Origin of the sequence: Vibrio scophthalmi LMG 19158, from assembly GCF_000222585.1 — a bacterium.
Taxonomy (GTDB): domain Bacteria; phylum Pseudomonadota; class Gammaproteobacteria; order Enterobacterales; family Vibrionaceae; genus Vibrio; species Vibrio scophthalmi.
Genome location: NZ_AFWE01000144.1, coordinates 42,749 through 54,991, shown reverse-complemented (window position 1 = coordinate 54,991; position 12,243 = coordinate 42,749). Strand labels below are relative to the sequence as shown.

The 12,243-nt window shown below is 46.4% G+C and carries 11 protein-coding genes; 4 read left to right on the top strand and 7 right to left on the bottom strand.

The genetic code is table 11. The features are described from left to right. Positions 1-71: 71 nt before the first annotated feature. From RH88_RS11100 to RH88_RS11075, 6 genes are all read right to left on the bottom strand, one after another. The gene (locus RH88_RS11100; RefSeq protein WP_005595941.1) at positions 72-917 is read right to left on the bottom strand and encodes an alpha/beta fold hydrolase; all 846 of its coding nucleotides are present in this window, start codon (positions 915-917) and stop codon (positions 72-74) included. Next, positions 918-1,475 (bottom strand): Slp family lipoprotein, encoded by a 558-nt coding sequence (locus tag RH88_RS11095; protein WP_005595939.1) that lies wholly within the window; start codon positions 1,473-1,475, stop codon positions 918-920. It abuts the gene before it with no gap. A 60-nt stretch (positions 1,476-1,535) separates the two neighbouring features. After that, a complete protein-coding gene (locus RH88_RS11090) occupies positions 1,536-1,838 on the bottom strand; it encodes a hypothetical protein (protein WP_005595937.1) in 303 nt (100 codons plus the stop codon). A 41-nt stretch (positions 1,839-1,879) separates the two neighbouring features. Next, entirely contained in the window at positions 1,880-2,581 is a 702-nt protein-coding gene (tsaB, locus tag RH88_RS11085; protein WP_005595935.1) for a tRNA (adenosine(37)-N6)-threonylcarbamoyltransferase complex dimerization subunit type 1 TsaB, read from the bottom strand. Between the two features lie 8 nt (positions 2,582-2,589). Further along, a complete protein-coding gene (locus tag RH88_RS11080) occupies positions 2,590-4,521 on the bottom strand; it encodes a DNA repair helicase YoaA (protein ID WP_005595933.1) in 1,932 nt (643 codons plus the stop codon). A gap of 254 nt (positions 4,522-4,775) precedes the next feature. Next, positions 4,776-4,976: a hypothetical protein gene (locus tag RH88_RS11075; protein ID WP_005595931.1), complete on the bottom strand. Its 201-nt coding sequence runs from the start codon at positions 4,974-4,976 to the stop codon at positions 4,776-4,778. Positions 4,977-5,176: 200 nt separating this feature from the next. Here RH88_RS11075 and purU point away from each other — a divergent pair, with 200 nt between their 5' ends. Together purU and RH88_RS11065 are read left to right on the top strand one after the other, a co-directional pair. After that, entirely contained in the window at positions 5,177-6,010 is an 834-nt protein-coding gene (purU, locus tag RH88_RS11070) for a formyltetrahydrofolate deformylase (RefSeq protein WP_005595929.1), read from the top strand. A 206-nt stretch (positions 6,011-6,216) separates the two neighbouring features. After that, the gene (locus tag RH88_RS11065) at positions 6,217-6,798 is read left to right on the top strand and encodes a hypothetical protein (protein ID WP_005595927.1); all 582 of its coding nucleotides are present in this window, start codon (positions 6,217-6,219) and stop codon (positions 6,796-6,798) included. 71 nt (positions 6,799-6,869) lie between these two features. Here the strand turns inward: RH88_RS11065 and RH88_RS11060 are convergent, their stop codons facing one another. Continuing rightward, positions 6,870-8,873, bottom strand: a complete 2,004-nt coding sequence (locus RH88_RS11060; RefSeq protein ID WP_005595925.1) for an NADPH-dependent 2,4-dienoyl-CoA reductase — start codon at positions 8,871-8,873, stop codon at positions 6,870-6,872. A 338-nt stretch (positions 8,874-9,211) separates the two neighbouring features. Here RH88_RS11060 and sppA point away from each other — a divergent pair, with 338 nt between their 5' ends. After that, the gene (gene sppA / locus RH88_RS11055; RefSeq protein WP_005595924.1) at positions 9,212-11,062 is read left to right on the top strand and encodes a signal peptide peptidase SppA; all 1,851 of its coding nucleotides are present in this window, start codon (positions 9,212-9,214) and stop codon (positions 11,060-11,062) included. A gap of 145 nt (positions 11,063-11,207) precedes the next feature. Further along, on the top strand, positions 11,208-12,224 hold the full coding sequence (gene ansA / locus RH88_RS11050) for an asparaginase (protein ID WP_005595923.1): 1,017 nt from the start codon (positions 11,208-11,210) through the stop codon (positions 12,222-12,224). Positions 12,225-12,243 lie beyond the last annotated feature (19 nt).

The following is a 12,243-nucleotide window of genomic DNA, read 5'->3' as shown; positions in this document are numbered from 1 at the left end:
ATAGCACGTCATTTATATGGCTAATTACAACACAGGCGAAGGGTTCGAGCACGAAACACTCAAACACTTGTTTAAATTTTGTTAACTAAGCCAAAAATCCGCTCTGCGACGGCTTGTGGCTGCTGTAAATGGCAGTGATGTCCACCTTCAATGTAGACAACATCGGTAAAGTTGTCGTTATCTTGTTGAAGATGCTCATAGCCCATTGTCCCCAAAATAATCAATTGAGGGCAAACTATCTGTTGGCGAAACTGTGCGGCATGCACACTGGCCATGCGATATAACGAATCACTTTGCAGTTTTACATCATGTCGCCAAGCCCAACCATTTTCGCGCTCACACATACCTCGGCTAACCACTGGCTTAATCTGCTCTGCCAGCAAATGGTTCACTCGAACACGCAAAGCAATGGCGTCGTCTAAGGTAGAAAAAGTACGGAGAGGCTTATTGCGAATACGTTGTCGACTTTTAATTCCAGCCCGTAAACGTGTCACACAATTGTGCGGTTCTTCGGCTAATGGACCATTGCCTTCAATCTGCACTAATCCTGCAACTTGTTCAGGAAAGGCGGCACTATAGCAACTTGCTAACAAAGCACCAAGGGAATGTCCAACTAACAGCAACTTGTTTGGCGAAATATTCACCAAAAGCTGGTAAAGGTCATCTAAATAGTCAAAAAACAGATAGAAGTTATCCGCGGATTTGTGGCTGGAAAAACCGTGCCCAGGTAAATCAATCGCACAAATATGCATGCTTGGATTGAGAGTAATTAGCGCTTCAATGGTCGTTTGAAAGCTAGCGGCATTATCCAACCATCCATGCAGTAATACTAATGAGCAAGAAGACGATTGCGCGTCCCCATACTCTAGCGCCGCAATTGAGCCTGATGAGGTCGTATAGCAAGTGGATCGGAGCATCTATCTCACTTCTTGGATCACTCTGCCTTGGCGAGTATTGTAATGGATATCACGGCAATGAATACTGCGGCAAGGGTAGATATAACTGCCAATGTCATCAACAATCACACGTTCTTCAATACGCCACAAATGATAGCCAGTTGCTTGCATGACTGGGAAAGTATAATCAAACTGCCCCACCTTACCCTGTTCAGAACCATCAGCGGCCCCTAACAATGTCACGAGGCGGCCTTTACTCAAGGTAACAGGATCGGCAAAACCCTCGACGTAAGCAACGAAGCGGCCATTTGGCTCTTGATTAATATCAGGTTTACCAGAGCCGTTGATTGGTAAGTTGACCACTTCAATACGCGTCTGCTGAGGCAAATTCGTCACTGCCGCAATCACCCCACCTAAGCGCAATTCATTGGGCGCTTGAGGCGATGCTTGCCAAGTTTGGTAATCAGTCACAATGTTAGGATTATCACTGGTTAAATTAACTGGCAAAGAAGCACAACCAAGCATTGCTAGAGAGAGTATGCCCACGGTAAAAAATCGAACGAAAAGGGAAATGTTCATACTGCTGTCACTCTTAGTAGATCTCAGTAAATAGTACCGAGGATTGAATATTCATACCGATTAGATATAGATATCGACACCGAGCATTTGGATCAGTTCATCCCGTTTAGCCTGATTCATCACTCGCATATACTCTTCTAGTGCTTTACGACTGCGACCTTCAGGAAGGTCGTATTGAATTTGGGCTTTGTGAATATCGGATTCTTGGACATGACGAATGGTATGGGCAACCGCATTAGCCACCTTTGATGGCTGGCTGGTCGATTGCTGACTTTGCGACTTATTAATCTTGCTTTGTTTACTGGCCTTATTGGCTTTCTTTGGGCCAGGAATCGCAGCCGGTAATCCATTAATCGACACCATACTATTCGCCATTATCCTCTATCGAAAACTCACGAAAACGACTATTCGCGTCCTGGCAGTTTTTTCCACGCGACGTTATCACGTAGGTAAACCGGCGTGGAATCTTCAACCGCCACTGCTTCACCATTGGCGAATGCAAACTGAGCAAGGTGCACGATATCTTGCGCATCTGGATACAATACACCACCGTCCACACAACTCAGTGGTAAGGTCTCCATCGCTTCGTGATAAGCCGCCCAACCAGTACCAACAGTGGCCCACTCAGATTCATCCGCTTGGATCTGCTGTGCCAACTCATTCGGTGCAATGACACACTCTTGATCAACCGCAATCCATGAGCCGTTCTCTTGGCGAACGTAACGTCCCCAGTACACTTCATTCATGCGCGCATCAATCGCACTGGCAACTTGAGTTGCGCCATTTAAACGGTATGCACCTTGCGCCATCGCTTCTAACGTTGAAATCGCCAACATTGGCAATTCCGCGCCGAACGCTAAGCCTTGTGCGATACCAATACCAATACGTACACCGGTAAAGCTACCCGGGCCGCGGCCAAAAGCCAATGCGTCAAGATCAGTCAAACTGATGCCCGCTTCTTTCAACACTTCATCGACCATAGGCAAAATTAATTTAGTATGGTCACGAGGGGCAACAGCACTACGAGAGTAGACTTTGTCATTAATTAGTAAGGCAACCGAGCAATTTTCTGTTGCAGTATCTAGGGCAAGAATTTTTGCGCTCATTCAATTCTCTAATCTTGGTTATTTGTTTCTGAAATCTGTTGAAGAAAGTCTTCTATTACCCCCAAGTCTCGCGTACGCGGAATTGGCGGTAAACTGCCAAGGAAGACGCCACCATAATCACGTGTCACCAATCGGTTATCGCAAATGATCAACGCCCCTTTGTCTTTCTTGTCACGTATTAAACGCCCGACACCTTGTTTGAGTGTAATCACCGCATCGGGTAATTGCACCTGCGCAAAGGGATCGCCACCTTTAAGTCGGCAATCTTCGATACGTGCTTTAAGCAACGGATCATCCGGCGCGGTAAACGGTAATTTGTCGATAATAACACAGCTAAGGGTGTCACCTCTAACATCAATCCCTTCCCAAAACGCCCCTGTTGCCACCAGCAAAGCATTTCCTAGCTCCATAAACTCGGCTAAGGTTTTTTGCTTACTGGTCTCGCCTTGCATTAATACAGGAACAGTAAGCACCTCTCGGAAACGCTCCCCCAAGTCTCGCATCATGCTATGCGAAGTACAGAGGAAGAAACAACGGCCTTGGTTCTGCTCAATCAAAGGAGCAAGCATGGAGACTAATTTTTCTGCCATCCCCGGACTATTCGGTTCTGGTAGGTAGCGCGGCACGCACAAACGCGCCTGAGTGGGATAGTCAAACGGGCTTGGTAATGAAAACTGTGCTTGTGGCTTAATACCCAAGCGCTCGGTAAAGTGGGAAAAGTCGCCATTCACTGCCAAGGTTGCCGAGGTAAAAATCCACGCCCCTTGCTTAAGTTCAATTTGTTCATTGAACTTATCCGCCACACTCAGCGGAGTAATATGCAAACTAAAATGGCGCGGCGTAGTATCAAACCAATAAGAATAGCCGGTAATCGAAACATCGCAGACACGGTCAATACGTCCTTTAATGGTATGAGCACGTTCAAAAGCGGTATCCAGTAATTGGCACCGACCCAGCGCTATTTTTAGTACTTCGATGGTAAAATCGATCGCCTCTCGAACGCGCTCTAACTCACGTGCAACCGGAAGCGACTTAATCGCTTCACGCCAGTTGCCACGAAACCCAGGCTCGCCAAGCACGATGCGCATATCCATCGCCGACTGGTTGAGTTTTTCCGCCACTTTTTGCAATTGGCGCATATCTTTCGCTTCAGTGCGATAAGCAATCTCAATATCTTTACTCAGCTCTTGGATCTGACGACTCGACACTGACTGACCAAAATACTGGCTGGCAATATCGGGTAACTGATGCGCTTCATCAAAGATAAAGACTTCAGCCTCTGGAATTAACTCGCCAAAACCGGTTTCTTTGATCGCCAAGTCGGCAAAAAACAGATGGTGGTTAACCACCACGACATCGGCGTCTAACGCGCGCTTACGTGCTTTGAGCACGAAACAATCGGTATAGCTCGGACACTCTTTGCCTAAGCAGTTGTCATTGGTTGAGGTAATGGTTGGGATCACAGGGCTATCTTCAGCGATCGCATCACAATCGCCTAAATCGCCCGTTTTGGTGGCGGAAGACCATGCTCTGACTTTAACCAGTTGCGCCAATAATGTGGGATCGGAATGATTACCATGGCTTTCAATCATTTGACGGCTAAGACGATCCAAACATAAATAGTTTGCCCGCCCCTTTAGCAGGGCAACTTGACCATAAAAGCCCAGAGCGCTGGTCATCAAAGGTAAGTCACGGTGAAAAAGCTGTTCTTGTAGGTTTTTCGAACCGGTACTAATAATAGTTTTTTTCCCACTCATCAACGCAGGAACAAGGTAAGCAAATGTCTTACCGGTACCCGTACCCGCCTCGATCACTAATTGACCTTGTTCTTGAATCGATTTTCTGACTGACTCCGCCATATCAAGCTGAGCTTGGCGCGGCTGAAAACCCGGTATCGCTTTACCGAGAGCACCATCTTGAGAAAAGGTTTTTGAGATCATGCGAATGTGATGTGATGAAAAAAGTCAGTATACCCTAATCAAAGCGCGATGGAGAGAACCGTCAATTGACTGCTGACGAAAGCACCAATTGGACCGCAACTCCTCCGCCGATTGAGCCACTAATTTCTTCATCATGTACTGAGCATTGGCAATAAAAAAACGCGACTCACTCGAAGTCGCGTTTAGACAATTTCCTGTCGTGTTTATTTAACGGCATACTAAGCATATCGCTTTGCCGATAGACGATTATAACATTATCGGCGGTGTAGGTAGCGCGCTAACCAAGCTGGACCATCAAAATCATTTTGACTGTCGATCATTGCTCTCGCCGCTTCGCTCGGAGATGCTTTGCAATCCCACTTTTCAGTGAGTATCGTTTGATCTAATTCGCAATCACCCAGCAGTGCGTTCACTCGTTCTGAATATAACTTACGGGCTAATAGTTCTTTATCCATACCTACCACCTTAAGACGCTCAAATGAGGAAAGAAATCTTTAACTAACTCGATAACCAACTCTGTTTTAAGTAGATTATTTGTTGAATTCAAGTCGATATTAGTTTAATTGTTACTCAATTATTGCGGGATAGCTCACTGTTCGGAAGCCCCGAAAAAATTCACCATACGAAAAAAATAAATCACGGAAGTAATTACAAAATGGAAAAGAAAACACTGCTAACTCACTGTAGTGATGCCCCTGGACTGATTTCGAAGATCACCAACATCTGTTACAAGCATCAGTTGAACATCATCCACAACAGCGAATATGTGGACAATCCGAGCGGTCACTTTTTTATGCGTACCGAGTTGGAAGGCTATTTTAATGATCAAACCTTCCTTGCCGATCTTGATCAAGCCCTGCCGACCGGGGCAAAACGTAAGTTAATGGACGCGAGCCGCAAACGTGTCGTGATCTTAGTCACCAAAGAAGCCCACTGTTTGGGTGACATTTTAATTAAGAATTACGATGGCAGCTTAGACATTGATATTGCCGCCGTTGTTGGTAACTACGACACCCTGCAGGGCCTGACGGAAAAGTTCGATATTCCTTATCACTGCGTCAGCCACGAAGGCCTCTCACGTGAAGAGCATGAGCAAGCGATGCTGAAAGTGATTGAGCAGTATGAAGCTGACTACCTAGTACTGGCCAAATACATGCGCGTGTTAACGCCGAGTTTTGTCGACCAGTTCCACCACAAAATCATCAATATCCACCACAGTTTCTTACCGGCATTTATTGGCGCAAAACCATACCAACAAGCGTTTGAACGTGGCGTAAAAATCATTGGTGCAACAGCACACTTCGTGACTAACGATTTGGATGAGGGGCCAATCATCAAACAAGATGTTATCCCTGTCGATCATACGTTCAGTGCTCGTGACATGGCGCAAGCGGGCCGAGATGTCGAGAAAAGCGTATTGAGTAAGGCATTAAATAAAGTGGTTAACGACCATGTGTTTGTCTATGGCAATAAAACCGTCATCTTATAATCGCCTTCATCTGTGAATTTCAGCTGAACAGATTTCAACCAATGTTCAGCTGATATTTTCACCGTCAGAGAAAAACCTTTTTTAAATCAGTGAAACGTTTGCGTTCTCAGCATATCATGATGCTGTGTTGATACTTTTGCCACTAGCAATCGTTCAACATTGTAAAAAATAACATACTGAAAATTATATTAATAACGAGTCACAAGATGAAAAAAGTATTCCTTATCGCTGCGGTTTCAGCGGCACTGTCATTCCCTACAGCATTGTTTGCTGCCGAGCCGGTTGAGTTTCAACAAATCCCCCAGATCATGAGTCAGTTTGAGACGGCACCACTGTACGTTAAAAAAGCACCCACCCTTGGTCGCCTGCCAAAACAACAAGAACTCGGCCAAGACTTTCCAACTTATGTCGCTGATGGTAAGGGTGGTTATACACTTGAAACCAATAACGTCATGACCAAAGATGTCATCGTCGCCAGCATGCACACCCCTATCGTAGGTGATGTTTACAACCAATGGTTAATCCCAACCAATGTATGGGTAGAAACTTACGGTAGCCTGCCAACCTCGAACGAATTCCAGTCATTTAAGCGCATTACCACCATCAAGGCGATTAAGATTGATGAGCAGATGCTCGATCTTCTTGGCAGCACCGATGGCGAAACGGCTGTCATCAAGGTCAGTTGGGATGATAAAGGCATGAAGGTCTACAAAGATGGCTACCTAGCTGACTACGAATATGGCATTGCGCCAAAAGAGATGCACGAAAACTACGAGTTGGCGAAATAATCCGCCAATAAAAACGACAATCCCTCCAACGGGAGGGATTGCAAGCAACTAGGATCAAATCAAACTCTGAATTACAGCTTCAAGCCTAATTCGACTCCCTGACGAATAGCACGAACAGCATCTAACTCACCGGCATGATCAGCGCCACCAATCACATGCAGTTTTTCACCAAATTCAGGCCACTGAGACTCAAAAGGACGTACCGATTCTTGTCCGGCGCAAATCACCACTTTATCTGCTGGGATCAACTGGGCTTCGCCATCTTGTTCTATATGCAAACCCGACTCATCAATCGCCTGATAACGCACACCGCCAAGCAGATGCACTCCCCGCTTTTCAAGCGTTCGCTTATGAATCCAACCGGTGGTTTTACCCGGACCTTTGCCAACTCTGCCTTTACGGCGCTGTAATACCCATACTTCAGTATCACTCGAAGTGTCTGGGAATGGGTAGAGACCGCCAGGATGAGCGATTTCTTTGTCTATCCCCCAATCGTGCAACCAGTCATCGAGCTGATTTTCTAGTGGCTCCGTGATCATGGTAGCGATATCAACACCAATCCCTCCGGCACCGACAATCGCAACTTTGCTACCTAAAAAAGTTTTCTCTTTAATCAGCGTTTGATAATCGATAACTTTGTCTGGATTATCGATACCTTGAATATCGACATGGCGTGGTTTTACCCCCGATGCCATGATCACTTCATCGTACTCTTTGAGTAAGTCAAAGTCGGCTTCGGTTTCCAAATGCAATTTCACGCCCGTTTCATCAATCTGGTTGGCAAAGTAACGAATGGTTTCTCTAAACTCTTCTTTACCCGGTATTTGCATCGCAAGGCGAAATTGACCGCCAATCCGATCGCTACGCTCAAACAGATCAACCTGATGACCTCGCCTTGCTAAGGTCGTCGCACAAGCAAGCCCCGCAGGCCCCGCGCCCACCACGGCAACGGTCTTCAAGCAGGTGGCACTTTCTTCTACCAATTCTGTCTCACGGCATGCATAAGGGTTCACCAAGCAACTGGCTCGCTTGCCCTTAAACACATTGTCTAAACACGCTTGGTTACAGCCAATGCAGGTATTGATCAAATGCGCTTGTTGCTTTTCAGCTTTGATAACAAAATCAGCATCGGCGAGAAATGGCCTTGCCATTGATACCATGTCAGCTTGACCGGAAGCTAAAATGCGCTCCGCTTCTTCTGGGGTATTAATACGATTACAAGTCACAATCGGCACGGAAACATGCGGGCGGACTTTTTCTGTCACCCAAGTAAACGCACCGCGCGGTACTTGAGTGGCAATGGTGGGAATACGCGCTTCATGCCAACCGATGCCAGTATTAATAATAGTGACACCCACTTGCTCCAAGGCCTTAGCCAGCTCCACCACTTCATCAAAAGTGCTACCTTGCTCGACCAGATCCAGCATCGATAAGCGGAATATAATGATAAATCGCTCGCCGACTGCCTGACGAATCGCCTTAACAATTTCGAGCGGTAAACGCATACGATTTTGGTAACTGCCACCCCATTGGTCGTAACGATTATTGGTGCGTTGACAGATAAACTGATTGATCAGATAACCTTCTGAACCCATCACTTCAACACCATCATATCCCGCTTGCTGAGCAAGCTTGGCACTGTTAGCAAAAGCATCAATTGTTTTCACTATTTGTCGTTCACTCATTTCACTTGGGGCGAAGCGAGCAATTGGTGCTTTGATTGCCGAGGCACTTTGAGCGAAGGGGTGCATTGCATAACGCCCAGCATGGAGCAACTGTAGTGCTATTTTACCGCCATGTAGATGAACCGCTTCCGTAACAATACGATGAGCATCAGCGTGTTTTGCTTTACTAAATTCGGCGCTAAATGGATGTAAACGGCCACGTAAATTCGGAGAGAAGCCTCCCGTTACAATAAGACCAACACCGCCCTTCGCTCGTTCAGCATAAAAGGCTGCGAGCTTATGGAGACCTTGCTTATCTTCTTCCAATCCGGTGTGCATTGATCCCATCAAAACGCGATTACGTAACTCAGTAAAACCAAGATCGAGTGGTTTGAGCAAATTCGGATACATAACGGAGGCTCTCTTTATTGGTCTGGTCTGACCACAATATGCATAAGCAACACAAAAATCAAACATGTGTTTACATTTTTGAAACATCAGTCGAATTATCGTGGCAGATCTTCAAATCACGGCCACAACCTGTGAGTGATTGACTAAATTTATATTTGAAACTGCTTAATCGGTCTGGCTTGAATCTATGAGTTTCAGTAGGATGTATTTATAAACTAACCGTTTAACGGCAACCAACCTGTCGTTTTATCGAATAAATACCTTGGCCACCCAGATATTTAGTTTACTGGGTTGTAAAAGGAATGCGGGTTACCTGTGTCACACACAGCGGAGAAATAATGAAAACAATCTTTAAGTATATAGGCCTCTTTTTTAAAGGTATTTGGAAACTGATTACCTTTGTTCGTTTGGCCATCGCCAATTTGCTTTTTCTCGTTGTGATTGCGACTCTCTATTTTATTTACTCGGGTGCAGAGTCCCCAGAACCGGCGCAGCAGCAACCATCCGCGTTAATCCTGAACCTATCGGGCCCTATTGTTGAGCAGTCAACCTATAACAACCCGCTTGACTCACTGAGTAACTCACTATTCGGTAATGATTTGCCACGTGAAAATGTCCTATTCGATATTGTGGAAACCGTGCGTCACGCCAAAAATGACCCGATGATTTCGGGTATCGTGTTGTCGCTCGGTGATATGCCAGAAACCAATCTAACCAAGCTACGATACATTGCTAAAGCGTTAAATGAGTTTAAAGCCGCTGGCAAGCCAATTTATGCTGCGGGTGGTTTCTACAACCAGAGCCAATATTATCTTGCTAGCTATGCTGACAAAATCTACCTTGCGCCTGATGGCGCGGTGATGATCAAAGGCTACAGCGCTTACTCAATGTACTACAAAACCTTGCTTGAGAAGCTCGATGTCAATACGCACGTCTTCCGTGTGGGCACGTATAAATCGGCCATTGAGCCATTTATTCGTGATGATATGTCACAAGAAGCCAAAGAATCGGCCTCACTTTGGTTAGGCCAATTGTGGGGCGCTTATGTCGATGATGTCGCAACCAACCGCTCGATTGATGTCGCAACACTTAACCCAACTATGGATGATTTTCTTGCCCAGTTAAAAGACGCCAATGGTGATCTTGCTGCGCTGTCGTTAAAAACTGGCTTAGTCGATGAGCTCGCAACGCGCCAACAAGTACGCAAAGCGATGATCGATGCCTTTGGTAGCAATGGGGAAGACAGCTATCACTACGTTGACTACTACCAATACGCGACCACTATTCAACCAAGCTTTAATGCCAACAGTGACGACATCGCTGTCGTGGTGGCCAGCGGAGCGATTATGGATGGCACTCAACCACGCGGCTCGGTTGGCGGTGACACTGTCGCTTATTTATTGCGCGAAGCGCGTAACGATAGCAAAGTCAAAGCCGTAGTGCTTCGCGTCGATAGCCCAGGCGGTAGCGCTTTTGCTTCTGAAGTGATTCGTAATGAAATTGAAGCACTAAAAGAAGCCGGTAAGCCGGTGGTTGTGTCGATGTCTAGCCTTGCCGCTTCTGGCGGCTATTGGATTTCAACCAGCGCTGATCGTATTGTTGCCCAACCCACCACACTTACTGGCTCAATCGGCATCTTCAGCGTGATCACGACCTTCGAAAAAGGATTGAATAATATTGGTGTCTATACCGATGGGGTGGGCACTTCACCATTCTCCGGCATCGGAATTACTACCGGCATTCCAGAAAAGGCGGCCGATGCCTTCCAACTTGGTATCGAGCATGGTTACAGCCGTTTCATCAATTTGGTCAGCCAAAGCCGAAACATTGCCTTAGATAAGATGGACAGCATTGCTGAAGGCCGAGTGTGGACAGGTCAAGATGCGCTACGCCTTGGCCTTGTCGATAAGATGGGGGATTTTGATGACGCCGTGGCATTGGCCGCAGAGCTCGCTAAGCTAGATAGCTACAACATCTACTGGGTTGAAGAACCACTAACACCCGCACAGCAGTTTATTCATGAGTTTATGAATCAAGTGCAGGTGTCCCTTGGTCTTGATGTCAGCGCGATGTTACCACCAGCATTACAACCTGTTGTGCAACAAATCAACCAAGATGCTAGCCTGTTACAGAGTTTCAATGACCCGAAAGGTCAATACGCATTTTGTTTAAATTGCCAAGTTCAGTAGCGGTACATAATTTGTTCGATTGAGCATTTTGCTAATAAGTTAAACCACAAAGGGGCACTTGCTGTAGGCAGTGCCCCTTTTTATTGGCTAATATTTCGTTATAATCCTCGGCTCTGTTCCCCCTACACTTCACTGGTCTCGAGCAATGGTAAGAAAACACATTTATATCGCCTACACGGGCGGCACCATTGGTATGCAGAAGTCACATGACCACGGCTACGTGCCGGTTGCAGGCTTTATGGAAAAGCAGCTTGCAAGCATGCCAGAGTTTCATCGCCCGGAGATGCCGGAATTTACCATCCACGAATACGATCCTCTGATTGATTCGTCAGATATGACGCCAGCTGATTGGCAGCAAATCGCCGATGATATTCGTGACAACTACGATAAATACGATGGTTTCGTCATTCTGCATGGTACCGACACGATGGCGTATACCGCCTCGGCTCTCTCTTTCATGCTTGAAAACCTCAGCAAACCAGTGATCGTGACCGGCTCACAAATCCCATTGGCTGAACTGCGTTCAGATGGCCAAGCTAACCTGCTTAATGCCCTACACATCGCGGCGAACTACCCAATCAATGAAGTGACTTTGTTCTTCAATAACAAATTGATGCGTGGTAACCGCAGCACCAAATCGCATGCCGATGGTTTTAATGCCTTTACTTCGCCAAACTTGCCACCACTGCTTGAAGCAGGCATCAATATTCAAATCAGTAACGACATTACGGTCGATGCCCAGCCTGAAGGCGAATTCAAAGTCCATGACATCACCCCACAACCGATTGGCGTGATCACCATGTACCCTGGCATTTCGCACGAAGTGATTCGTAATACACTAATGCAACCGGTTAATGCCATGATTCTGCTGACCTTTGGCGTTGGCAATGCGCCACAAAACCCAGATCTACTGGCGCACCTAAAAGATGCTTCTGAACGTGGTGTGATCGTGGTTAACCTAACACAGTGTCTTGCGGGCAAGGTGAATATGGGCGGCTACGCAACAGGCTGTGCATTGGCAGAAGCTGGTGTTATCAGTGGCTTTGATATGACGCCAGAAGCAGCGCTGGCAAAACTGCATTACCTGCTTAGCCAAGGCTTAAGCTATGAGCAAGTCAAACAACAGATGCAGCAAGTATTACGTGGTGAGATGAGCCTTTAATACCCATCGTCGTAATGCA

Bases quoted from the DNA above. Each gene is read 5' to 3' on its own strand.
- RH88_RS11090 (WP_005595937.1), bottom strand. From the start codon at position 1,838: ATGGTGTCGATTAATGGATTACCGGCTGCGATTCCTGGCCCAAAGAAA.
- RH88_RS11100 (WP_005595941.1), bottom strand. From the start codon at position 917: ATGCTCCGATCCACTTGCTATACGACCTCATCAGGCTCAATTGCGGCG.
- RH88_RS11095 (WP_005595939.1), bottom strand. From the start codon at position 1,475: ATGAACATTTCCCTTTTCGTTCGATTTTTTACCGTGGGCATACTCTCT.
- RH88_RS11065 (WP_005595927.1), top strand. From the start codon at position 6,217: ATGAAAAAAGTATTCCTTATCGCTGCGGTTTCAGCGGCACTGTCATTC.
- RH88_RS11075 (WP_005595931.1), bottom strand. From the start codon at position 4,976: ATGGATAAAGAACTATTAGCCCGTAAGTTATATTCAGAACGAGTGAAC.
- purU (WP_005595929.1), top strand. From the start codon at position 5,177: ATGGAAAAGAAAACACTGCTAACTCACTGTAGTGATGCCCCTGGACTG.
- RH88_RS11060 (WP_005595925.1), bottom strand. From the start codon at position 8,873: ATGTATCCGAATTTGCTCAAACCACTCGATCTTGGTTTTACTGAGTTA.
- sppA (WP_005595924.1), top strand. From the start codon at position 9,212: ATGAAAACAATCTTTAAGTATATAGGCCTCTTTTTTAAAGGTATTTGG.
- tsaB (WP_005595935.1), bottom strand. From the start codon at position 2,581: ATGAGCGCAAAAATTCTTGCCCTAGATACTGCAACAGAAAATTGCTCG.
- ansA (WP_005595923.1), top strand. From the start codon at position 11,208: ATGGTAAGAAAACACATTTATATCGCCTACACGGGCGGCACCATTGGT.
- RH88_RS11080 (WP_005595933.1), bottom strand. From the start codon at position 4,521: ATGATCTCAAAAACCTTTTCTCAAGATGGTGCTCTCGGTAAAGCGATA.